General features: G+C 47.4%; 21 protein-coding genes. 7 read left to right on the top strand and 14 right to left on the bottom strand.

All coding sequences use genetic code 11. From position 1 onward, the window contains the following. Window positions 1–19 precede the first annotated feature (19 nt). Both ACJJIT_RS06410 and ACJJIT_RS06405 read right to left on the bottom strand, forming a co-directional pair. Window positions 20–1,273, bottom strand: a complete 1,254-nt coding sequence (locus tag ACJJIT_RS06410; protein WP_444900347.1) for a Y-family DNA polymerase — start codon at window positions 1,271–1,273, stop codon at window positions 20–22. Then, window positions 1,274–1,663 carry a LexA family protein gene (locus ACJJIT_RS06405; protein ID WP_252082261.1) on the bottom strand — a complete coding sequence of 130 codons (390 nt, stop codon included), beginning with the start codon at window positions 1,661–1,663 and terminating at the stop codon, window positions 1,274–1,276. It abuts the gene before it with no gap. A 389-nt stretch (window positions 1,664–2,052) separates the two neighbouring features. Here ACJJIT_RS06405 and ACJJIT_RS06400 point away from each other — a divergent pair, with 389 nt between their 5' ends. The 5 genes from ACJJIT_RS06400 to ACJJIT_RS06380 all read left to right on the top strand — a co-directional run bounded on the left by ACJJIT_RS06400 (window position 2,053) and on the right by ACJJIT_RS06380 (window position 6,001). After that, a complete protein-coding gene (locus ACJJIT_RS06400) occupies window positions 2,053–2,586 on the top strand; it encodes a mechanosensitive ion channel family protein (protein WP_444884350.1) in 534 nt (177 codons plus the stop codon). Between the two features lie 274 nt (window positions 2,587–2,860). Further along, complete coding sequence (locus ACJJIT_RS06395; RefSeq protein ID WP_252082264.1) at window positions 2,861–3,136, top strand: hypothetical protein; 276 nt, start codon at window positions 2,861–2,863, stop codon at window positions 3,134–3,136. Beyond that, the gene (locus ACJJIT_RS06390; protein WP_444900346.1) at window positions 3,136–3,678 is read left to right on the top strand and encodes a hypothetical protein; all 543 of its coding nucleotides are present in this window, start codon (window positions 3,136–3,138) and stop codon (window positions 3,676–3,678) included. Before ACJJIT_RS06395 ends, ACJJIT_RS06390 begins: the two co-directional genes overlap by 1 nt. Window positions 3,679–3,835: 157 nt before the next feature. Continuing rightward, complete coding sequence (locus ACJJIT_RS06385; RefSeq protein ID WP_444900345.1) at window positions 3,836–4,708, top strand: AraC family transcriptional regulator; 873 nt, start codon at window positions 3,836–3,838, stop codon at window positions 4,706–4,708. Between the two features lie 126 nt (window positions 4,709–4,834). Continuing rightward, window positions 4,835–6,001, top strand: coding sequence for a patatin-like phospholipase family protein (locus ACJJIT_RS06380; RefSeq protein WP_444884347.1), 1,167 nt, complete (start codon window positions 4,835–4,837; stop codon window positions 5,999–6,001). 507 nt (window positions 6,002–6,508) lie between these two features. Here ACJJIT_RS06380 and ACJJIT_RS06375 read toward each other — a convergent pair. The 4 genes from ACJJIT_RS06375 to ACJJIT_RS06360 all read right to left on the bottom strand — a co-directional run bounded on the left by ACJJIT_RS06375 (window position 6,509) and on the right by ACJJIT_RS06360 (window position 9,377). Then, window positions 6,509–7,093, bottom strand: a complete 585-nt coding sequence (locus tag ACJJIT_RS06375) for a hypothetical protein (protein WP_444900344.1) — start codon at window positions 7,091–7,093, stop codon at window positions 6,509–6,511. Window positions 7,094–7,305: 212 nt separating this feature from the next. Next, a complete protein-coding gene (locus tag ACJJIT_RS06370; protein WP_444900343.1) occupies window positions 7,306–7,896 on the bottom strand; it encodes a hypothetical protein in 591 nt (196 codons plus the stop codon). A gap of 649 nt (window positions 7,897–8,545) precedes the next feature. Then, window positions 8,546–8,848 (bottom strand): DUF1330 domain-containing protein, encoded by a 303-nt coding sequence (locus tag ACJJIT_RS06365; RefSeq protein ID WP_252082272.1) that lies wholly within the window; start codon window positions 8,846–8,848, stop codon window positions 8,546–8,548. Window positions 8,849–8,912: 64 nt separating this feature from the next. Further along, a complete protein-coding gene (locus ACJJIT_RS06360) occupies window positions 8,913–9,377 on the bottom strand; it encodes a hypothetical protein (protein WP_444900342.1) in 465 nt (154 codons plus the stop codon). Window positions 9,378–10,111: 734 nt separating this feature from the next. Here ACJJIT_RS06360 and ACJJIT_RS06355 point away from each other — a divergent pair. Together ACJJIT_RS06355 and ACJJIT_RS06350 are read left to right on the top strand one after the other, a co-directional pair. Further along, a complete protein-coding gene (locus tag ACJJIT_RS06355) occupies window positions 10,112–10,495 on the top strand; it encodes a helix-turn-helix transcriptional regulator (RefSeq protein ID WP_444900341.1) in 384 nt (127 codons plus the stop codon). Beyond that, a complete protein-coding gene (locus ACJJIT_RS06350; protein ID WP_444900340.1) occupies window positions 10,489–11,787 on the top strand; it encodes a type II toxin-antitoxin system HipA family toxin in 1,299 nt (432 codons plus the stop codon). Before ACJJIT_RS06355 ends, ACJJIT_RS06350 begins: the two co-directional genes overlap by 7 nt. Window positions 11,788–11,995: 208 nt before the next feature. On the opposite strand, the gene ACJJIT_RS06345 is transcribed toward ACJJIT_RS06350, so the two are convergent. The 8 genes from ACJJIT_RS06345 to ACJJIT_RS06310 all read right to left on the bottom strand — a co-directional run bounded on the left by ACJJIT_RS06345 (window position 11,996) and on the right by ACJJIT_RS06310 (window position 22,795). Next, a complete protein-coding gene (locus ACJJIT_RS06345) occupies window positions 11,996–15,508 on the bottom strand; it encodes an amino acid adenylation domain-containing protein (RefSeq protein ID WP_444900339.1) in 3,513 nt (1,170 codons plus the stop codon). Between the two features lie 781 nt (window positions 15,509–16,289). Further along, entirely contained in the window at window positions 16,290–17,306 is a 1,017-nt protein-coding gene (gene ahr, locus ACJJIT_RS06340; protein WP_444886646.1) for an NADPH-dependent aldehyde reductase Ahr, read from the bottom strand. A gap of 174 nt (window positions 17,307–17,480) precedes the next feature. Beyond that, on the bottom strand, window positions 17,481–17,876 hold the full coding sequence (locus ACJJIT_RS06335; RefSeq protein WP_252082282.1) for a glycine zipper family protein: 396 nt from the start codon (window positions 17,874–17,876) through the stop codon (window positions 17,481–17,483). A 304-nt stretch (window positions 17,877–18,180) separates the two neighbouring features. Beyond that, window positions 18,181–18,687, bottom strand: a complete 507-nt coding sequence (locus tag ACJJIT_RS06330) for a DUF2878 domain-containing protein (protein WP_444884339.1) — start codon at window positions 18,685–18,687, stop codon at window positions 18,181–18,183. Window position 18,688: 1 nt separating this feature from the next. Then, window positions 18,689–19,942, bottom strand: coding sequence for a class I SAM-dependent methyltransferase (locus ACJJIT_RS06325; RefSeq protein ID WP_444900338.1), 1,254 nt, complete (start codon window positions 19,940–19,942; stop codon window positions 18,689–18,691). After that, entirely contained in the window at window positions 19,939–20,769 is an 831-nt protein-coding gene (locus tag ACJJIT_RS06320) for a DUF1365 domain-containing protein (RefSeq protein WP_444900337.1), read from the bottom strand. The genes ACJJIT_RS06325 and ACJJIT_RS06320 overlap by 4 nt, the downstream gene beginning before the upstream one ends. Beyond that, on the bottom strand, window positions 20,766–22,019 hold the full coding sequence (locus ACJJIT_RS06315) for an NAD(P)/FAD-dependent oxidoreductase (RefSeq protein ID WP_444900336.1): 1,254 nt from the start codon (window positions 22,017–22,019) through the stop codon (window positions 20,766–20,768). Before ACJJIT_RS06315 ends, ACJJIT_RS06320 begins: the two co-directional genes overlap by 4 nt. Continuing rightward, complete coding sequence (locus ACJJIT_RS06310; RefSeq protein ID WP_444886651.1) at window positions 22,019–22,795, bottom strand: SDR family NAD(P)-dependent oxidoreductase; 777 nt, start codon at window positions 22,793–22,795, stop codon at window positions 22,019–22,021. Before ACJJIT_RS06310 ends, ACJJIT_RS06315 begins: the two co-directional genes overlap by 1 nt. Window positions 22,796–22,798 lie beyond the last annotated feature (3 nt).

Raw genomic sequence — 22,798 nt, 5'->3', positions numbered from 1 at the left:
TTATTAAAAATACACCTTCTTAAACATGTACTAATGGCAGTGCCTCCCAGCGTGTGGTGTAGGCGGGTGAGCGATAGGCTTGGCGCATCTTCCAGTGCTTATGCACCCCCTCAGCCCCTAGAAAAAGAGTGCCGCGGCCAAAGCGTTGGTTGACTCTATCGAGGGCCTGCATCATCTCCGCGGCACGGGCCGGCTGGCCGGCGGTAAACATATCCCCCTGCCCCAGGGAGCTGGGCACCAGCTCCACCAAGCCCACACCGGCTTTCATAAAACGATGACCAGGGCGGTAAAGCTCGGTTATGGCCCCCTTGGCCAGGCTCGCAATCAAGCGGGTGTCATTAGTGGCATAGGGACACTGTACCAGCGTACTGCGACTGTAATAGTGGGGCTCGTGGGGCGAGGTGTGCAGAAAGACATGTATCGAAGCCACCAAGCACTCCTGCCCGCGCAGCTTTTCTGCCGCCCGGCTGGCATAGAGACTAACTGCCTGCAGAATGGGCTGTAGTTCGCTCAATTTCTCGCCAAAAGAGCGCGTGCAATAAATCTGTTTTTTTGCCGGCGGCTGCTCCTCCAGATTCAGACATGACACCCCATTTAATTCCTCAATGGTTCGTTCAATATTGATATTGGTGTGTCGGCGCAAGATTTTAGGATTGGCCTGGGCCAGGTCATAGGCGGTCTCTATACCCAAGCGCCCCAATCGCTTGGCAAGACGCCTGCCGACTCCCCAGACTTTATCGACCGCCATGCGTTTCTGCAGCCATTGCCATTTCTGTGGAGTATCCAGGGCACAAACCCCGTTGCACTTGGCAATTTTTTTCGCTGCCCGATTGGCGAGCTTGGCCAGGGTCTTACTCGGAGCAATCCCCACACTCACCGGCATACGCACATCGCGCCATAAGGTTGTGCGAATCCGCTGGCCGTAATCCAACCACTCCTCCTGTAAACCATACAGATTCAGAAACATCTCATCGATACTGTACACCTCCACCTCTGGGCTAAAGCCCTTCAGGGTCTCCATAACCCGGTGGGAAATATCGCCGTACAGTGGATAGTTGCTGGAGAAGATGGCCACATTGTGCCGCCGCAACAGATGTTCAATCTTGAAGAAGGGCTGCAAATCCCCAATTCCCAGTGCCTTGGCCTCTTTTGAGCGCGCCACCACAAAACCATCATTATTAGAGAGCACCACCACCGGCCTCCCCCTTAAGTCGGGCCGGAATATCTGTTCACAGCTGGCGTAGCAGCTGTTGCAATCCACCAGTGCCAGCATTCAGAGAGGGCGGTGATAACGAATGGAGGCTTTAACCACCCCTTCAACAATCAGTTCCTGCCCTTCCCAAACCGGTATCGGCGGGTAACGATCGTTGGCCGATAGCAACCGCCCATGATGGCGATCCAGTACTTTGCAGGTAAGTTGACCATCCAAAGCCACAACAACCACATCGCCGTGTACTGGCGTTAATGAACGGTCAACAACCAAAAGGTCGCGGTCGAAGATCCCCAAGCCCTGCATGGAATCGCCATTGGCACGAGCCATAAACGTGGCCGCCGGATGAGTGATCAAATGCTGATCGAGGCTGAGGCTTTTCTCTTTGTGGTCATCCGCCGGGGATGGAAAGCCCGCGGCCACACCGTGACTGTAGAGAGTCGCTAGTTTCATAGGATTTCACTCGATACTGTATATGCATACAGTTTAGGGGGAGTTCGCCAATTCCGGCAAGAACGATGGCTGACCAGCGAGCCGCCAGCCGTGCTCGCAACAGGTCCATAGCAAGGCCACAAAGCACAGCACACACTAAAACGGGTACCCTGTAGCGGGGACCCGCAAGGTGTAAATACCTTCTACGGGCTATTCGAGCATACTGTGAACTCAGTGCCCTCCTGGGTAAAACCAAGCAACGGGCCACAACCTCTCTCCAAGTGGCCGCTTGGCAGCATAGCTGCCTGGGATTATGATCCGCGCAACAGGCGGGTAATGATCGATGACAAGGCCTGCCCTAAAAAGGCAACAGCCCCCCGGGCAAACACAGTACGGAGACGAGACAAAAAATGAATTTGGCTATAGCGGCACTGATCGTGGCCTCCTATTTTATCTGCATGAGGCTTAGCTCCTCCGCTATCAACCGGTTCGGTCAGGCCAGGGCGGTGAAGCCCTATCGCCTCAAATATATCTCCAAGACCATCAGTATTGCCGTCTTGGTATTCCATCTGGTACTGCTGATCAGTGCCCTGGGGTTTGAATACACCCAGGTTTCCATTTTTCTCTCCTCCGTGTTCGCAGTAATTGGCGTAGCACTTTTTGCTCAGTGGTCGATACTGAGTAATATTACCGCCAGCCTGATTATTTTCTTTGGCTTTCCCTACCGGGTTGGCGACCAGATTCGGGTGATAGACAAAGACGACGATATCTCCGGCACTATTGAGGAGATCACACTATTTCATGTTCTCATCAGGCGCGGCGAAGAATTAATTACTTACCCAAACACTTTAATTCTGCAAAAAGGCGTAATCAAAAACCCCAGCAAGCAGCAGACTGAAGCACCTGCAAAGCTGCCGGAAGCCGGCCAGACTGAAGCGCAATAGCTCTCTACTTTCCCGCCCTCAATTCAGGGCGGGAAACCTGAAAGCGACAAGTCCTCTCTGGAACTTTTGTACCAACGCGCCCTTCTCTCCCATACAGAAAACCATGCCATCTGGCTGGCTACACCTAAATAACAAAAAAACAGGCCCACAAAATCTCTACAAAAGGCACAAAAAAAGTTCTTACCACTTCCCATCTCCAGCGAAGTAATTTGCTTCAACCGTCTCAATAGTTAAAAATGCGCAAGATTCAATGAAATTGGCTTTAAGGGACTGCATGACCGATACCCTCAAAGATATACTCCACTTCGTACAGGAAATGGGCCTGAAAAATGGCTTGTTTGTCATTTTTTTCATCTTTGCACACTATTTATTGTTCTGGATGTACAGTGGGCGATTGAAAGATCGTCAAGTTGAAATTGATCGACTAGCGGCAGATAATAAGGAGTATCGGGATAGGTTCCTCAAGCTGATGGATAATGCCTTTTCCTATTCTCCGCCCACCAGAAAAGTGGCCCCAAAAAAGCCAGTTAATGAAAAGGAGTTTGAGTAGTGCTCTCCATATTGCTCGCGATCGCTCTTCTCTTCATTGCAATTCAGTTATACCGGCTTCATGAGATAAGAAAGCACGACCAACACCTGTTCGAGTTTTGTCAGCTGCGGAGAGATACGATCGCGTATCTCTCTAATTCCTATGAGAATCTCTCCAGAACAGATTATATTGCCCTCAGGAAGATCAATGATGCGCTGAGCAGCATCATAGCCGGCTACAAAGAACACAGAACCGTTGTCTTTAACTACCGCCTGTTTATCGAGTACCTGGATGAACTCAAAGCCTTTGAGAAAAAAGCCGAGAAGATATCCACCGGCAACAAAGATATTCAAGACCTGCTCAAAAGAATCCACTGCTCCATTTTCAAAGCCTTCCTGGCATTTACTCCCCACCTGAAATCAGAACTTGCATTTTCCCTCATGATGAAACTGATTTCCCTTGGCGTTAAGGCGGGGGTTAAATCTCTAAAAGACTACTTATTACGCCTCAAAGAGGCAAAGGTTATGGTGAATACCTTCAAAGGGTCTTCTACCCCCTGTTAGCCCCTAGTAGCAGATTTGGGGGCCTTATGCCCCCGCCATCGCGTCCACTCCCCGCACTCAAACCCAACAGTCCCTCCTGAGGCGATATCCAGCAATTTTGGTCAAGTGCCAGACACACACAAGTCCTAGAATACTTTCATAGAAAGAGGTGACAGCTATGGCAGAGTATAGGGATAGGTTTGTGCAGGTACTGCACTATATTGAGGAAAATCTAGACTCCGAATTCGATATCGACAAACTCTGCCAATACAGCAACTTGTCTAAATATCATTTTCACCGGCAATGCTCCGCCTTTTTTGGAATGCCGGTAATAGCCCTAATCAGGCGATTGAGATTAAAAAGGGCGGCTTATCAACTCACCTATAGAGACAAAAAGGTGGTGGATATCGCCCTGGAGAGTGGCTACGACAGCCACGAGGCCTTTGCACGAGCCTTTAAGAAACTCTTTGGCAAGAGCCCCTCAGAATTTCGCCGCGCTCCAGACTGGGAAGTTTGGCATAAGCACTATGAACCAGTTACAGCACTTAGGAGTCACTTTATGGGAAATACAGCGAAATACGAAGTAACCATTATTGAATTCCCCAAGACTCAACTCGCCGTCATGGAACATAGAGGCCCAGCCCACCACCTGGGTGCTACTATCAAACAGTTTATCCAATGGCGGAAGGCTCAAGGGCTTTCACCACGTAATAGCAGAACTTTCAACCTGGTTTATGATGACCCAGTAACCACGCCCCCTGATCAATACAGATTTGATGTCTGCTGTACCGTGCAATACCCCATTGATGCCAGTGAAAGGAATATAGTCAACAAAGTAATTCCGGCAGGGAAATGCGCAGTCATAAGGCACTTAGGCAGTGACGATACCATTGGAGCGGCTGTTCAGCATCTATACTTTCATTGGTTGGATCATTCAACTTTTGCAGTTCGTGATTTCCCGATCTTTTTTGAGCGGATAAATTTTTTTCCCGAAGTACCTGAGAGTAAAGTCATTACAGATATATTTCTTCCCATAGAAGAAAATATCTAACAGCAAGGGTTGAGAAAATACAATAAATATGCAGCTAAGAAGCGTTCCATAAATCACTCAAAATAATAAAACTAATCCTACCACCTGCACTCTCTATGATATGGATTAAAGAGCACAGGTCGCCCCATGAAAACCAGCCACATATCGACCATCCTGGTCGTTGTTATCATTGCTTTTGTGGGGCTATTGTATTTCTACAATTATCGCCTAACCCAGAGCATTAAATTTAACGCTTACCCGGTTACAGACGAGTTTATTAATAGCAATGACTCTCTCAAAGACAAAGATACTATTAAAATTCTGATTATAGACGGAGGGGGTATACGTGGATTAATACCACTCTATGTTATCCAATTTATAGAACAACAGACTGGCAAGCCTATTGATGAACTATTTGATGTTTTTAGCGGAGTATCAACTGGCGCCATCATTGCCACAGGGCTCAATGTCACCCAGATACCAAATCAAGAAGGTATCCCAGAAAAAATAGACTCAAGAACTAAAACTGAGAAAGTAATCGATATTTATAAAAATGAAAGCAGATACCTATTTTCATCACCCTGGTATCACAAATTAATGAGCGGGAATGGTTTTTTCTCGCCTCGCTTTAGCGGAGAGCGCCTACGCAACACCATCGAGAAACACTATACCGATGAAATAAATTTCACTGATCTAAAAAATTACATCATTATACCTTCTTTCAATATACATACAGGCCAGTTACATCTGTTCAAAAACCGTGGCGAAACGGTTAACAAACTGCCAACGGACACACTGTATCAACTGGTCACCGCCGCAGCTAGCGCAGAGACCCTATACCCTCCTGTCGATTTTATAACTACTGGGCGGGATATTCGTCACCGCTATTACGCTGATGCCGCTATATACGCAAACAACCCCACCAGTATTATATTACGCGATATCATTAAAGAATTTCCGGGGAAAAACTACTATGTGTTGATTCTCGGATCCGGCACATCACCATTGGCCACAATGGAGACCAATTACAGGAACCTAAAAAGTTGGGGGAAAATTAACTGGCTTCAAGATCTTATATCCGGTGTGCAAAGGTCCATGGATGACCAACAACTATATACTCTGGAGATTGCAAGCTCTCTAAGTCCTAAAGGAAGAATCAGTTATAACTATTTAAACGTGGAAATTATCGACCCATATGTCGATCCATTTGACTACAAATCAATCGATAAACTAAAAATTCTTGCCGATAGACTGATCAGTGAAAACCAAGTAGAGATTGATCAGGTAATCAGTAACCTCAAGCAGAATGGGTAATTATTACTCTAAAACACCTTCCACACAGGTATAGTTTGCTTTTCATCACGGTAAACATTACTGTTTCCCGGTGAGACATTCACAGATGCGGCAATCAGTATGGCAACTGGAAAATTGACGCTGGTAATATGCATACTCCTAGTGTTTTTAGGAGCCTCCTCACTCTCCTTGGCGAGGAGCCTCAATGAGCAGGAGGCCCGCAAAAGATGCCTGAGAACCTGCAAGCATGTTTACTATCGGTGCCTTAAAAATAACCGGGAGATTCCAGCCGACTGTGTTAGCGATAAGAGATTCTGTGATTTTATTTGCTATGACGATGATCTCTATTATCGCGAGCGGGACTACCTAAAGCGACTCCATAGGCGCAACCGCTGGTATTAATAGTTGATTCTGGGGCAGACCTCAAGACATAGAGATAAGAGGGATTAAATAGAGAAATTAAAGAACCAACATTCTCAAACCCCTGATGCCTTAAACTGCCCTTGCACACCCAGGCAATAAACCACTTTAAAATTGCAATATTCCAATCAGTTCTCCTGAAGCATTTTTAGAGTTCAACTTTTGGACAGAGCGCACAAAGTAACCAGAGTGACTTTCTAACACATTAAGCCTTATAGTATCTCCCGCCTCAACCGAGTCAAAAAAACGTTGATTTACACATGTAGAGTAAGGCTGACCATAATCAATACTATAGCAAGTATGTCCCAAGCGACCTGTCCTCACCCCTTTACGGGTAACAACCTGCTCAAAGCTAGCCTCTTCGCCAAACGTATTTGTATAGTATGCGGGGATAGCATAATACACCGTTCCCCAAGTCAGCCCATAAGAAATTAAATACCACAGAACCCAGTAAATACCCCGAATAACAATATTCGAGCGGATTATCTTGTTTGAGGGGTGCTTATCCAGGAGAGCAGGTAGAACCCAAATCGCAGCCAAAAGCCCAACAATTACACCACCATAGCCTGGATTCTCATAGAACTGGTATCTACCAACGCTGGCAGAACCCATCAATAAAAGCACTATCGTCATGGATACCAGGGTATAAACTTTTTCTTTGCCACTGGCCCCCTCACGAAAAATAAAACTCACAAGCTAAACCTCATCAAGAAGCAATAAAAAATATAATCGGCAATCAAGACTACCTGCCCAACCCAACAAACTGGCCGCAAGGAAAGCAATTTTTACAGCGCTATTAGTGCAGATATAAGAGAAAGAATACAACTCTATTTTTAACAGCGGAACGGTAGAAAAATATAAAGCCGGGAAGCTAATAATTAAACATCAGCCTCCCTAAAAACGCTCTAAGCATCCAGAAAGCTATTAATGGCTGTAATACCTTTATAAGCCATAACCCCCGCCTGGCGTATAATCGTCTCTTTGTACTTGCTGAAGGTGGCACTTTCAGCCAAGCGATGATCTATACAGCTCATCATATTAATAACCTTAGCCGTGTGGCTCTTGTAGATCAGGGGACCCTGAACCACAGAATAACCGAAACTTTTCAGTCCGATTAGCTCTCTACCGGTCACCCTAAAAATACGATCCAGAGGGTCACCACTCTTAAAGTCTTTATTAGCGATAGTCGAGGAAGTCGGCCGGGAAACCAGCTCCACCTCAGCTTTGGCGTGTACGGCTCCCAATATCCATGCGTCATTCAAAATAATTGACCAGGTTTTTGTTCTCAACACTGAGCCGTTATCTCTTGAATTGGTTGGCCCAAAAACCTTTAATGCCTCATGCAAATCTTCAATACTACCAGCGACGATCTTTCCATCCTTAGTGGTGGCAGCATTATTGTAAACCTGCCAGCAAGCTTCGATATGTTGCGCGGTACGATCCGCCGGATTCAAAAGCCCCTCGATCTCTTTTTTGAAATCACTTTCGATATACATATATAGTCCTTTAAATCTATAAGGGAAAAATTCCAGATAGTGCGGCCACCTTATGTATTAAATGCCGAGGCCAATAGTTTCCCGCCCCACAAGAGCCCATTCCTTTCATATGGGTTCTGCCACAAGAACCTGAACACCAGTACCAAATAATATTGCCCTGACCAATCACCAAACCAGTAGCTTTTGTGAAGAGCTAGGTATAGCCACAACATGTCAGAATTGACAAATGTAACCTTTTTCGAGATTACTTGCTTACCTTTGAATGTCAACATCCTTAATGATTTTTATTAGGGCAACTAGAAGAGGCTCACACTTTTTTCTATTGAACCCCTTCTCCCCCTAAAGCCTGCCATGTGGATTTTGATAAAATTCATGATCAGGTAAATCTCAGAAGCACAAACCAAAATCCTCAAGTACCATTTGTCTATGCAACACAAATAACACAAGGATACCAAGTGGAAAATTGCTAACGAATATAGCCCCGCATCACTAATGACATTGGATCATAAAGTGGGCCCAGACCCTAAAAATTTATCGACTGACATACAGGGAATATAAACTGAAAATGTAAAAGAAGCCCAGAAAAGCTGGGGGCCAAAAATCTGAACCCTGGCAGGAATTAACAATGCACCCCATACTTCGCACTCCACTAAGTATGCTTTTCATAGCCAGCTATAATCGTTGTACTAAGAACCGACAACTCAAAATACTTTTTCTTTACAGCCGTATATTTAGGACTGGAGAAAAAGTCATTCATTATCTGCTCAGATGGAAACCTGATTGTAAACACACGATTTATTTTAAAATTACTCTCAGATTTCAACACCTCTGACACCCTAAAATCATAGCCAAACGAACCACCATAAGACTCCAATATAGGCCTCATAGCGTTACGATATACTTGGTAGACATCATCATTACTGACATCCAAACCTACTAGCATCTCATACATTTCAGTACTCCAAATCCAACCTTCGATTACTCTCTGGGTGATACATTTCTGCCAAGGAACTTGGCTAATTGATAACTAGTCTCTCCCCTAAACCAAAATCATAACGTTTCGCTTTACACCAAGCATAATAGGATTTTGCATTGCGTCCCAAATACATACTGCTGCACCAACAAGCCAGAAAGCCCCCAGGAATTAATAAGAGGGTGGTATTCCCTTCCTGAGAACCCAGATATAGTAAAAACACTATACTAGCCAGCACAGAGAGAAGTGATACAGCTCTATACAAAGGATTATCAAAAGCCAGTAATAAAGCGGCCGCTAAATAACTAGCAGGTATGCCAATGAGCACCCAATGCTCCCACGAGGCCGCATAAAAATACACCATAGCGCTCCCGAGTACGGCAAGTAAGAACTGCAAAAACTCCCAAGCTACTAAATATTTCGGCTTCCGTATCAGCTCACCGGGTATATTTTTAATCCAGGGATACTGATCCTCTCCACGATTAAAATTTCGAAATCGGATTTTCATCAGTGTTGTGTGTCAAAAATGCCAGTGGCTGGTTATACATAACATTCTTACAATAGTATCCAAATAGCGAGTTACAAATATGCCGCGCAATAAACTCAACTCAGAAACTCATCCTTTTACCTCCTGTAGCCTCCTGCCAACCCTAAGCGCTACTTCTATTCTTCTGCAGATATAGAAGCTTCTATCCAATCCATAAAATAAGAAATACGAGCATTGTTTTACCCACCGTATAATCCCTCCATGATAGCTGAGCAAATCCCTTCCACTGGTATCCCAGCCACCAAACATCAATTCTTGTTTTTCATTGATATGAACCAAGCCCACACCCTCTCCATTGCCCGTCACCCCCACAAGTGGAGCCATGATTTTGTGGGATCAAAAGTGTAGGAGATACAACATCTGTCAACACTGGAAAGCTCTATGTAAAGAAATGCGATGTGAGCTATTAGGTTTCGCCTCTCTTTACCATTGTCGGTAACTCTCTTCCCGGCCAACTGGATATCCCTACCTACCCATCTCATCCCTGCCATGAGGGAGAGGTATCCGCTTCACAGTTTAATTAGCGACTCCCTGCACTACTCTAAAAGATGCTTTTACACCTAAAAAAAGGTTAGACTAAGCTTAAAAGGTATAAATGCACCTATTAATGACATGTTATCCAATCTTGCTATAATAGACAAAAAATCACCTATTAAAGTATATTTTCACTCATAAAAGATTGAAAAACAGCTATTATGAACTTCCATGGACAATCCGATAAGCAGATACTTGCGACACTGGGCGACCGGCTTAGAGAGTATCGCTTGCGCATGAATCTCACCCAGGATGATATGGCTGAACGCGCCGGCTTATCCACCTCCACCATCAAAGGTTTAGAGGCTGGTCGCGGCAGGCTAGACAGCCTGGTCGCCGCACTGAGAGTCCTACGCCGGTTGGACGCACTGGAAGCTTTTCTCCCGGCTCCAACAGTCAGCCCTATGCAACTTGCTCTTCACGGCAAACAGCGAAAAAGAGCCAGAGCCTCTAACGCTGAGAAAGCACTTAAAGAGACCTCTGCAGAAAGCCCCCCCAAGACACGCACAAGCAAAAATAAAAAGAGAGGTAAACCAGAATGGTAAGCCAAACAAATACAGCAGTGGTGCAATTATGGGGAGAGATAGTTGGAGCCGTCCACTGGGATAGTACTGGGTATGGAGCCTTTGAGTACGCACCGGAATTTCTGCAGAGTGGATTGGATATTGCTCCAATTACCATGCCTATCGAAGCTTCAAAGGAGCCCTATACGTTCCGCACTCTCAGCCGGGACACCTTTAAGGGCTTACCGGGGCTCCTTGCAGACTGCCTGCCGGACAAATTCGGTAATGCCGTTATTGATGCCTGGCTCGCCCGGCAGGGGAGAACTCCGGAAAGCTTTAACCCTATTGAGCGACTTTGTTATACCGGTACCCGTGGAATGGGCGCACTGGAATTTCAGCCTGCAGTAGATGGTAGTTTTAGGGATTCCGTCGATCTCAATATTGAAGAGCTGGTAAAACTAGCAGCAACAATCACTCATAAGCAGACGGACCTTAACGCCCAACTTGGCAACAGCGATGCGGAGAAATCCGGTGCACTGCTGGACATATTAAGAGTGGGCACTAGCGCTGGGGGCGCCAGAGCAAAAGCAGTTATTGCCATCAATAACAAAGGAGATATACGTTCAGGCCAAGTTCCCGCATCCCGTGATTACGATTATTGGCTACTAAAATTCGATGGTGCCGGAGACCTTGAGCTCGGTACAACCGATGGGTATGGACGCATTGAATATGCTTATCATCTGATGGCCATCGAAGCCGGTATTAACATGGCAGACTGCCAGCTCTTGCAAGAAAATGGCAGAGCGCACTTTATGACGCGGCGCTTCGATCGGGTAAATGGCAAGAAACTACATATGCAGTCTCTCTGCGGCATCGCGCACCTGGATTTCAACATGGCTGGTGCCCATTCATACGAACAAGCCTTTAGCGTTATGCGTGAACTTTACCTGCCCAAGAATGAGGCGATTCAGCAATATCGCCGAATGGTATTCAATGTTTTAGCCAGAAACCAGGATGATCATACAAAGAATATCGCGTTCCTGATGAACCCCGAAGGCGAATGGTCTCTATCGCCAGCATTCGATGTAACCTATGCCCACAATCCGGGCGGCGCCTGGACCAGCCAGCATCAGATGAGCATCAATGGCAAACGCGACCACTTCCAACTTGAGGATTTGCTTGCCGTGGGAAGAGCAATCAGTATTAAACGGCCCATGGATATTATTGAAGAGGTAGCAGCAGCCGTGAAGCAGTGGCAGGGCTTTGCTGAACGCGCTGGGGTTTCTGAAAGCTGGACAGTCGAAATCAGTCAAAACCTTCGACAACTCTGCTGATAGATAAGCAAAATAGTAAAGCCTGCAAGGAGCGCGGCCCTACAGAGGAGAAACACAACTGTAGAAACCCTGTAACCCCTCTGCTTCTGTAGATACTCTTATCTGAGCTTCCCAGCTACCATCTTAATTTGGATAGAGGCCCCGCAGCATTTGCCTAGGGGCCAAACATCTAGAGCCTTTTTGGCGCTAAGTTATTTCTTCACCTCAACTAGCAAACGGCTTGCTCGCGGCGCGCCGACTCTTTAGAGCCTCGCCGCAGATCGACCATGCGCGCGATAAACCAAATAAACACTTCCACTTGGCCATTTAACACACAGCCTCCTTCGCAGATGCTCTTAAGCAGACTTTGTACATCGGAGGAGTGCAAGGCGGAAATAGCCCCGCTGCTTTTAAAAAGTATTGAACACGTGGGCAGACCGGAAATTTCATGATCGCTCAAAGTGATATTGCCGTCGTAATACAAAATCCTTACTGGCTCTGACTGGTCAGAAACACGAATGGATAAAGACAAGTTTGGCGTTGGACCAGAGCGCTTGGCCAGTGATCGTTTAAGATAGCTGGAAAAACTATGAGCCCAATCTTCTACTTCGGACTGTGCAGAGTTTGAATCCATCGATAGCTCTTTACTTGCCACCAATGAGCTATCAACTTCCCGCTCCGCCTCAATCAAAGCTTCAACAGTTTTATCGACATCCTCTTTCGTGTGGGCTGCCGAGCAAATAAGTCGGAGTCGGCCACGCCCACTCTCCACTATGGGATAGGTAACCGCTGATGTCTGAACACCACGCTTATATAATTCCTGTACTATCGCAAACAGCTTGTCTTTGCTACTAAAGTGCGGCGTGACAATAGGCCCATCCCCTGTTCCCAAATCGTAGCCAGCTTGTTCGAAGCGCTGCCGCATATAGCGTGTCGTATCCCAGAGCCGCTCCCGTAAACCATCATCAGTACTGAGCCTGCGCAAAGCAGTCAATGCCGCGGCAATATCTGCAGGACTGATCGAAGCCTGGAAAATGTAAGCTCTGGATGATGATCTCAAAAGATCTACATATTCTTCCTTCGCCGCAATAACGCCACCGAGGCTACCAAGTGCCTTACTGAGCGTTGTCATAATAAAGTCTACTTGATCGGTAACTCCCTGAGCGGCACAAATGCCCGCGCCACCTTCACCATAAAAACCGAAAGAATGTGCCTCATCTACCAAGACAAGCGCGTCATATTTCTTGGCCGCGCGGACAATTTTGGCTACCGGTGCGGCGCCCTCTCCCATGCTGTATACGCCCTCCAGAACAACCAGGACCGTTCGGTATGGGGATACTTCCGACTCAAGCACAGACTCCAGGTCGGCCACATCATTATGTTTGAAGGTCCTTATCGTGGCACCACAAAGACGAGCACCATCCACAATAGATGCATGACAAAGCTGATCGATAACCACTACATCGTCTTTACCAAGAAGCCCTGCAACCACTCCAACATTAGCGGTATAACCTGTTGGGAACAGGCAAGCGCTCGGCTTTCCAACCAGCTGTGCAAACTCGGTCTCGAACTCCAGGTGAAGATCTGTGAGGCCTGATGCTGCCGCAGAGGTCCCCATACCAGTACCAAATTTTGCTACTGCGGAAGCGGCCTCCTGCATAACTTTCTTATCTCGGTTCAGGCCAAGATATAGATTGGTGGTCCAGATTATTGCTTCCTGTTCTTCATCGTTGTAAACATCACTCACCGTGCCATGAGTGGCGCTACCTGTGCGCAAGACTTTGCTGTAGGGATTTCTGCGCTGGTCGTTCACCATATACATGACTTCCTGCACCAGCTTACTCTTATCCAGTGCAGACCAGGACGGCGCTTTTGCAGCCTGGAATGTAGGATGGCTGGACTGGATATGCGATTGGAAGCTGGCAAGTGAATCCGATGCAGTGCGGTTCACTTTTTCATCCGAACCCTTGGCTTCGCCATCACTCAAAGTACCGAGGATGTAGTTCGCTAGGGCATTAGGAGTGGCGTAATTAATAATCGCCTGGGAAGCAACCGAGCGACCCAAGTTGTTGCTCAAACGTCTGGCCAATTCCAGAGTTGTGAGGGAATCGAGGCCGAGACCAGAGAAGGACTGTTCTGGAGATACTTCTTTCGGATCAGGAAAATTCAGGAGAACGGCCACCTCTCTTTGAATAATCGATAATAAGATGCTTTGCTGCTCTGAGCTGGAACCAATCAGGCGTTGCATCAAGTCACTGGAATTATTCTCTGTATCAACACTTAATTCCAAACCAGCATAGCCCTCCTCTAGCTCCATAAGCTTTTTGCGATCGAGCTTATCGTTGGGGAGCATAGGTAATACTTCAAGGTGCCTCACAATTTGCGGAACCATATATTTTGGAAGTCGCTGTGCCAGGAACTCTTTAACGGCTGTATCTGTTACCGTTTTATCCTGGTTAACAATATAGACCGCGAGCATTTTCTGGCCAATACCACCATCTACAGCGGCCGCTGCAGCAGCATCAATACCCGGCATAGTCTCAAGCATCGACTCTATCTCCCCAAGCTCAATGCGGAACCCCCTGACCTTAACCTGCTGGTCGATTCGGCCAAGAAATTCGATCTCTCCATTTTCCGCCCACTGACACAGGTCCCCAGTTTTATATAAGCGGCTATCTTGGATAAGGTCGCTAGATTCTATTTCGATGAAACGTTCTATAGTGAGGGCTTCGTCATATAAATAACCTCTTGCCAGCTTACCTCCTGCAAGATACAACTCACCGGCTTCTCCTGAAGAAACGGGTTGCATGGACTTATTTAAAATATAGGCACGGGAGCCTGGTACTGATTTTCCAATTGTGATCGACTTAGTGCCAGGCTTAATTTCGGCAATGGTCGAGTACACGGTATCTTCGGTAGGACCATAGGCGTTAAACAACCGCAGCCCTGGCCTCAAGGTATAAACTTGATCAACCAGAGACCGCTTTAATGCCTCTCCACCAAATACAAGACACTGAAGTCCAGCTGGCAACTTCTCGGAAGCTAATAATGTCTGCATTGCGGAGGCAACAGATACGCAAGTTCTGACTTGATCTGCTGCCGGGTGGTTTGGTAATTCCAGAATATTCTTACCCAGTATTACTGTGCCCCCAAGTGACAAGGTACCGAAGATTTCCATTACAGAAGTATCGAAACAGATTGAGGCCCCTGCAAAGACCCCCCGGAGTTCTTCCTCACTGAACAATTCATCCATAGAGTGGCACATGGCCACAATACACCGATGCTCAACCGCAACACCTTTTGGCTTGCCGGTAGAACCAGAGGTATAGATCACATAGGCCAGGTCACTGGCTGATGGTCCCGCAGAATCAGCTGAAAATTCTTTGTCTTGATCACTCACTCTGTTGATCCAGATTAATTCGCCCGCTTCGCGACATAGGTCCGCAGAGCTATCACTATCCACGATAGCTGCCACAGCACCTGAATGTTCCAGCATGTAACCCACACGATCTTGAGGGTAAGCTGGGTCCAAAGGTACATAGGCACACCCTGCTCGCATTACGCCAATTAAAGTTGCCACAAGCTCCCAGGAGCGCTTCATGCATACCCCCACCAAGACGCCGGGTTGAATATCCCGGCGCTCAAGCTCCGCCGCAATCGCGCCGGCCCGCTGCAGCAGGCACTCGTAGCTAACTCTGACCTCCCCATCAATAATCGCTATGCGATGAGGAGCTGCTTTCATTTGCTGTGCAATCAAGTGGCAGATTGAAATATTGAACTGGGATCTTATTTTGGAGTTTTTAACTGGACTACTCACAGAATCTTACCTTTTATCTTTATTAAAGATCTGGAAATTAACTTTCAATGCAAATTAATGTCTTTCAAACTTGGTCAAGTTTCTTACTTTTTAGAGCTCCCCTAAATTTAAAACCAAACGCACAAGTACAAATATTTATTTGAACCTTACAAAAAGTGTAACACTCAAACTGATACTAAATTCTCTATTTAGAGAAGTTTTTAGCTTACACCAAAGCTTCATCTTTTAAATAAGTACCTCCAAGAACTCTAAACCAACAAACAAACGCTACACAGACAAAAGCTCTAGCAAGTAAATTGTTTAGTTATCTTTCAGGGAAAAATTTTATAAACAAGCACCTAAACCCCTTCCCTCGCAACCCTGCAGCTCAACCTTACTATAATCACCTTATATTTATTTTTTATTGCCAAAGAAATTTATACGACTGCACCCACAGTTAAAAATTCACTAGAAAATGATTCCCTCTCATTGAGCATCCAAATAAATGGTACATGCATGCCTACCTGCATTTCGAAAATGTTCACAGAGAGGAATAACAACCAGAAAAAGGCACCTTAAGTGCCATCAAGATTAAGCGGTTTATTTACAGCTCACTAAGAACAAATAAAGAAAATAAAATCAGATCCCGCGTATCGAAAGGTTTGAGAAGGTCGCCATTGATCGCAATACCCTGCTGTTGACCCTAATAGCACCCCAATCCCTCCTATTACTCCCTGGACAGCACGATACGATACTTCGGATTGCCCGATTTCAAATGCTTAAAAGCTTCTTCTATCTGGCTCATAGGATAAATTTCCACCTGCGGCCTGATCTGATGGTGTGCGACAAAGTCGAGCATCGTTTCAATGGCTGCAGGGCTACCCACTGGAGAAGCTGAGATATCGCGCTGGCCAAATATCATGGGGAAGAGGGTAAACTGGATTGGATCCACAACAGCACCGACAAAATGCAGGCGCCCTTTTGGTTTTAAAGCCTGAATATATAAATCCCAATCCAGATTGACATTGACCGTGGAGATTATGAAATCGAAACTCATGGAGGCTGATTTAATTTCCTCCGGATCACGTGAATTCAATGTCTTGTGAGCACCGAGAGACAAAGCTTCGGTGCGCTTATGCTCACTGGAAGTAAATGCCGTTACCTCACAACCCCAGGCATTCAAAAACATCAAGGCCAAATGCCCCAGGCCTCCTATACCAATCACCCCCACTTTAGCCGTCGGTTGAATATCAAACTGTATCAGAGGGTTAAATACCGTAATGCCGCCACACAGGAGAGGCCCAGCCGAAACTAGGTCTACTCCCTCTGGAATAACCACCAGGCTACCCATATCTGCACGAACTTTATCGGCAAAGCCCCCGCCGGTAAGGGTGGTAAAGCGAGCTTCGGCACACAAATTTTGATCGCCCCGCCGGCAGTAGTGGCAGGTCTCACAATAGCCGGAATTCCAACCCAGGCCGACAACCGTACCGGGCTTAAAGTGCCCGGCCTGCTCTCCCGCAGCCAACACCCGTCCAATCACTTCATGACCCGCAACTATGGGGAACTTGGACACCCCCCACTCATCCTCAATCATGCTGAGATCACTGTGGCAAATACCACAGTAGAGCACCTCCAACTCCACCTCTGTTGCTCCCAGATCCCCCACTTCTACCTGATACGGTTTAAAGGGCCCGCCGGCTTGCATAACCCCATAGGCATTGATGGTAGTCCCACTGGTCATAACCTACTCCCGTGGTATTCACTGAAGATCAACCCTGTGCATTCGGCCTAAAAAGCCGCGGCTAAGAAGAGTGAAAAAAAAGAGCCGGGGGTTTCCCGGCCCAAGCCAAGTCCTGTGAGGTTGCCGAATATCAGAGGACCCACGAGAAAACCTGGCTAACTCCTGTGAGGGGAATTAATTGAGCACGCGATATCCGCGTCCGCGCAGACAGTTCTTGATAATCTGCTGGGCTTCTGCACCGGCACTGCCAGCACCAGAGAGGCCACCCACCAGAGCGCCCGCTCCAGCACCTGCCGCCGCTGCGCGACTGCTATCACCCACAATAGCGCCCAGCGCGCCGCCCACTACAGCACCGCCCGCAGCACCGGTTAACCCCCGGCGCCCCTGGTCGCTGTAGGTGGAATAAGCAATCCCCTTACACTCAGAGAGGTCGATTTGATACTGGTTCATATTGACGCCCCAGGTATCAATCACAATGCCACCGGCACCAGGTACCTGTTCCGGTTGAGCAGCACAGCCAGCTAATAGAGCTATGCAAAATCCTGCAGTTGCGCTAATACCAGTTTTCATCGGTCACCTCTTACAGCCTGAGCCTAGAGATTGCGTATATGTCACGCTTTTCATCTTTAGGTTTAGCTGTTGGTTGAAGATGGCGCCAGTCGACAGTGAGAAAAAGCGAAGAAAAGAGTGACCAAATAGCCTAACAATCGGAATTTGATATGGCTTTCGAACCTGCCAAAGCCATTGTGATTGCCTGGAGGAAAAAGTTAAGAGGTCTTTAGGGAGTCTTCAAGGAAAGGGGCCTACCTGCCAAGCAAAAGCTTAAAAACAAGCTTTCACATAAAAATTCACCCGTGAACAGAGCTAAAACTCTTTACCGATAAGCGGGATTAATAGCGCGAGCCAAGTAACTAAATCCCGGCAATATCAATGCCCAAATTAGAGACAGGATCATCAGTGATTGCCACAGGGGCTGACCCAGCTCTACGGTGCCATTCAGAAAAGCGCCGGTGTAATAGCTAAAAGGACCAAAAAAACCACCCAGCAACACTGCCAACCACAAATTACGCTGCAAAAACACCAAGCTGTAACGCAATGTCATCGCAAAGTTCAACCATAAACACACCAGCCAGATGGGTGGCCAAGAAATACCGCTGAGATTTTGCAAGACACCTAAATGGAATAGAATGGAATCCACCCCCACACCAAATAGAAAAACACCCCCCAACCACAAAGGCTCCCTACGCAGGTTTGCCACAAAAGTTAAGTGGATGAACAAATTGATCAAGGTAAAGGGCACTACAATCCAGGGGCGTGCGACAATCACACAGAGAGGCCAGGCAATATCAAATAATAAAGCGTTGACTATCAACCGCCACATATCAGTCGATAAGAGCGCGTGGCTTGGCGAAGACGAACTGAGCAGTACTAATCACCCGCTGCATAAAGCCACCCTCGCAGTAACACAAATAGAATTCCCACATGCGGATAAAGCGATCGTCAAAGCCCAAATTGCGCACTTGCGGCAGCTGATTCAAAAATGCTTTGCGCCAATGTTGCAAGGTACGCGCATAGTCTGCAGTAATATCCTCTAACCCCACAATCTGCATATCGGTAGCCGTGGCAATCTGCTGAGCAATCACTTGATTGGATGGCAGACAGCCGCCGGGAAAAATATAGTGCTGGATAAAATCAATATCTTTGCGATATTGATGGTAGCGTTGATCCGAAATGGTAATGGCCTGCATCAACATCAGGCCATCCTCTTTAAGCAGGCGCCCACAAATTGAGAAAAATTTGTGGTGGTATTCGTGCCCTACTGCCTCAACCATTTCAATAGAGACCAGTTTATCAAAGCGTCCCTCTAAATCCCGGTAGTCCTGTAGCAGCACGTGTACTTTATCTTGCAGTCCTTCACGCTCCACCCATTGGCGAGCGTATTGATATTGTTTTTCAGAAATAGTCGCAGTGGTTACCTGGCAGCCGTAGTGTTTTGCCGCATAAATGGCCATGCCCCCCCAACCAGTGCCTATTTCCAGCAAGTGGTCGCCGGGCTTTAATTGCAGTTTTTGGCAAATATGCTCCATTTTATGGATGGAAGCCTGGTACAAGGTTGTCTGCTCTGAGGGAAATATCGCCGAGGAGTAGAGCATGGTTTTATCGAGGAATAACTGAAAAAAATCATTTCCCTGATCGTAATGTGCAGCAATGTTTTTGCGTGAGCCACTGCGGTTGTTACTGTTGAGACAATGCAGGACACGCAGCAGCACACGGGGCAATTTACTCCAGCGGCTATCCATACTTTCAATCAGGGACATATTGTCAACCATCAGGCGAATGACATCCAATAAGCACGGGGAGTCCCAAACCTTTTCCATATAGGCTTCACCGGAACCAATAGTGCCGTTTAACAATACCTGTACATAGGCAATGGGATCCCGCACACGAATATGCGCCCGAACTTTTGCCTGTTCAATTGGTTGACCAAAACGGTAATGGCTACCCCCTTCTTCAATCAATAGATGGCCGCGCTCTATCACTTGCATCTTGCCCAAAACCAGCTTGCGGGCGAGCCTGATCAACCAGGACTGGCTCTCTCCTTCGACAATAACCTGTGAAGATTCTTTTGCATTCATAAACGCTTCTTCCCTCCCTGGACTTCACCCCTGCCACCGGGATGGGCATAGACAGGTGTGCGCTTGAACCATAATTTCAGCGCCTGCCAATAAATTGTGGCAATCACTTTTACGGTCATAAATGGATACTGGATCAGGATACGATTGAGCAGGTCACCACTCAGCTCACTGCGGCGCAGACTGAGAATGGCATCAAATAAGGGGCGCTCTTCCTGCTCCTCATCGCTTAAATCAAAATTCTGTAAATAAGCGGTTAGGCGATCGCCGGGAGTAATACTTCTCCAGCGATATCCCTGGGAAATCGGCATAAATGGGGAGACGTGAAAAGTCTTTGTAAAAGCTACTTTCTGTACACGAGCCCCAGAGCGGCAATCGAGTACATAGCTATGACGCTCCTTCCAGGGAGTATTATGAACATCCAGTAATAGCCAATGCACTTCCCTGCCCTCGGCATCAAAACAGTAATAAATACTGATGGGATTCATGTTATAGCCAAAGTAGCGCCAATTAGCGAGCACGCGTATGGGCCCTTGCGGGCGCTCTCCTGCAACCCGCTCAACTCTGAGACATACAGCCTCTTCGACACTGAGTTTCGGATCGCCAAAAAAATCCTCGCGACGAAATCGAGCCAGTGCCCAGGACTTTTTGGACCACCAGCGCGATAACGAGCAAAAATCATCCAGCTCCGCCAAGTCTAAATAAACCATAAACACTTTGTAGCGGAACTGATTTTGACGGGGCGCAAAACGACGATGCTGAACCCAACCAGTATAAATAGCGCTCTTCATGGCCGCGCCAGAAACGATAGCCTTTGGCTTTTCCTTCACCAATCAACCCCAAGCCCTTTGGCAACCCGCAGCGCACTGCATACCCCATCTTCATGAAAGCCGTTGGCCCAGTAAGCGCCACAAAACCAGGTACGATTCACTCCGTTTATCCTCTCCCACCGCTGTTGGGCACGATTACCCGCCACAGAAAACTGGGGATGCGCGTATTCAAAGCGAGCGAGAATTTTTTTAGGGTTGATACGCTCCTCAGCATTCAGGGTGACACAATAGGTTTTATCCGTTGCCAATCCCTGCAGGATATTCATGTTGTAAGTGAGTACCGGCAGCTCATCGCTTTCGGCACGCAAGCGGTAATTCCAGCTGGACCAACTGCGCCTGTGCTGTGGTAATAAAGTGGAATCGGTATGTAGAGCCACACTATTGCACGCGTAGGGGATGGCACTGAGCAGTTGTCGCTCCAAATTAGAGGCATCTTTAAGGCATTCCAGCACTTGATCCGAGTGGCAGGCAAGGATTACCTGATCAAACGTCAGCTGCTCGCCCTTACTGGTCACTAGCTCTACGCTTTGCTCATTGCGCCAGAGGGATTTCACTTTAGTGGAGAGCCGAATCCTGTCGGCATAGGGCGCACTCAGCGCAGGAATATAAGAGCGAGAGCCCCCTTTAATCACGCGCCACTGTGGCCGCCGCAGCAGATTGAGCAGCCCGTGATTGAAAAAGAAGCGCACAAAAAAGCTCACCGAGAATTCCAGCATCTGCGACACACTGGCCGACCAAATTGCCGAACCCATGGGCACCAGATAACGGTTGGCAAATTCGGCCGAATAGCCATTTGCCGGTAAATACTCCCCCAGGGTCAGGCCCTCGTGAAGACGCCCCTCGCGCCAATCTCGCATAGCAGTGCGATTAAACCGCACTATATCCCATAACATGCGCCAGTGGCCGGCACTGAGAAGATTGGAGCGCTGGGAAAATAATGTATTGAGATTGTTGCCGGCATACTCATAGCCCTCCCGATCACAGCGCACACTGAAACCCATAGAGGTCGGCTGGGATTCGACACCCAGTTCATTGAGTAAACGAATAAAATTTGGGTAGGTCCAGTCGTTATACACGATAAAACCGGTATCAATAGCCAGGGTTCGTTTGCCTTCTTCCTCTACATCAATAGTCGCAGTATGCCCCCCCAGGCGGTCCTGTGATTCAAACAAGGTAATCTCGTGCTTGCGACTCAAAAGATAAGCCGCCGTCATGCCGGCAATTCCACTCCCGACGATGGCAATACGCATCAACTCTTCCTTAAGGTACGAATCCTACTTATTTTTGGTGTGCAAAAACGAAACCAAAGAGAACGGAAAAATCCGAGAAAACGCAGTGGCAGGCTCAAGCGCAGAGGAAAATCGATTATGGATTTTCTGCGAGCCAACCCCACCTCAATATACTCCGCTGCTTGCTCCGCGCTAATCAAAAAAGGCATGTCAAAGTCGTTCTGCGCGGTAAGCGGGGTGTCGACAAAACCAGGGCGGATCAACACGACCTTGAGGTTGGTATGACAGACATCCCCACGTACCGATGCCAGAAAATAATCCAGCGCGGCTTTGGAGCTGCCATAAGCCTCTGCCCTGGGGAATGGCACTAGCGAAGATAAGCTGCCCAATGCGGCAAAAACCGGAGAAGCACTGACAGCCAGCAGCGGTAAAGCACAATGCAATGTATTCACTACACCAAAGAAATTGGCATCAAAAACCCGCCGGTACATTGTGGTATCAAGCTGTAAATCATCGTCGTACTCACAAGTGCCAGCACAGGCAATTACCGTATCCAGATGATCGGTTAAATCCTTGAGGCGCTCGAAGGTAGAGGCCATACCGCTGTCGTCGGCCACATCGCAGTCGAGTATGCGAATATGTGTGGGAGCGAGCTGTTGCAGCTCTTCTAGCGCTTCACGCCGGCGTCCACTGGCAATTACAAAGTTATTATGCTCGGCAAGGCGCAAGACCAAGGCACGGCCAATGCCGGAACTGGCTCCAGTAACCCATAGTGTCCTGTTGCGAATCTCCGTCACCAG

This window comes from Microbulbifer mixtoriginis (SeqCode) (assembly GCF_052467515.1).
This window is presented reverse-complemented; position numbering and strand designations above follow the sequence as displayed.

Excerpts from the sequence above, each read along its gene's own strand:
- ACJJIT_RS06410 (WP_444900347.1), bottom strand. The coding sequence starts at position 1,273 with ATGCTGGCACTGGTGGATTGCAACAGCTGCTACGCCAGCTGTGAACAG.
- ACJJIT_RS06405 (WP_252082261.1), bottom strand. The coding sequence starts at position 1,663 with ATGAAACTAGCGACTCTCTACAGTCACGGTGTGGCCGCGGGCTTTCCA.
- ACJJIT_RS06400 (WP_444884350.1), top strand. The coding sequence starts at position 2,053 with ATGAATTTGGCTATAGCGGCACTGATCGTGGCCTCCTATTTTATCTGC.
- ACJJIT_RS06395 (WP_252082264.1), top strand. The coding sequence starts at position 2,861 with ATGACCGATACCCTCAAAGATATACTCCACTTCGTACAGGAAATGGGC.
- ACJJIT_RS06385 (WP_444900345.1), top strand. The coding sequence starts at position 3,836 with ATGGCAGAGTATAGGGATAGGTTTGTGCAGGTACTGCACTATATTGAG.
- ACJJIT_RS06380 (WP_444884347.1), top strand. The coding sequence starts at position 4,835 with ATGAAAACCAGCCACATATCGACCATCCTGGTCGTTGTTATCATTGCT.
- ACJJIT_RS06370 (WP_444900343.1), bottom strand. The coding sequence starts at position 7,896 with ATGTATATCGAAAGTGATTTCAAAAAAGAGATCGAGGGGCTTTTGAAT.
- ACJJIT_RS06365 (WP_252082272.1), bottom strand. The coding sequence starts at position 8,848 with ATGTATGAGATGCTAGTAGGTTTGGATGTCAGTAATGATGATGTCTAC.
- ACJJIT_RS06360 (WP_444900342.1), bottom strand. The coding sequence starts at position 9,377 with ATGAAAATCCGATTTCGAAATTTTAATCGTGGAGAGGATCAGTATCCC.
- ACJJIT_RS06355 (WP_444900341.1), top strand. The coding sequence starts at position 10,112 with ATGAACTTCCATGGACAATCCGATAAGCAGATACTTGCGACACTGGGC.
- ACJJIT_RS06350 (WP_444900340.1), top strand. The coding sequence starts at position 10,489 with ATGGTAAGCCAAACAAATACAGCAGTGGTGCAATTATGGGGAGAGATA.
- ACJJIT_RS06345 (WP_444900339.1), bottom strand. The coding sequence starts at position 15,508 with ATGAAAGCAGCTCCTCATCGCATAGCGATTATTGATGGGGAGGTCAGA.
- ahr (WP_444886646.1), bottom strand. The coding sequence starts at position 17,306 with ATGACCAGTGGGACTACCATCAATGCCTATGGGGTTATGCAAGCCGGC.
- ACJJIT_RS06335 (WP_252082282.1), bottom strand. The coding sequence starts at position 17,876 with ATGAAAACTGGTATTAGCGCAACTGCAGGATTTTGCATAGCTCTATTA.
- ACJJIT_RS06330 (WP_444884339.1), bottom strand. The coding sequence starts at position 18,687 with ATGTGGCGGTTGATAGTCAACGCTTTATTATTTGATATTGCCTGGCCT.
- ACJJIT_RS06325 (WP_444900338.1), bottom strand. The coding sequence starts at position 19,942 with ATGAATGCAAAAGAATCTTCACAGGTTATTGTCGAAGGAGAGAGCCAG.
- ACJJIT_RS06315 (WP_444900336.1), bottom strand. The coding sequence starts at position 22,019 with ATGCGTATTGCCATCGTCGGGAGTGGAATTGCCGGCATGACGGCGGCT.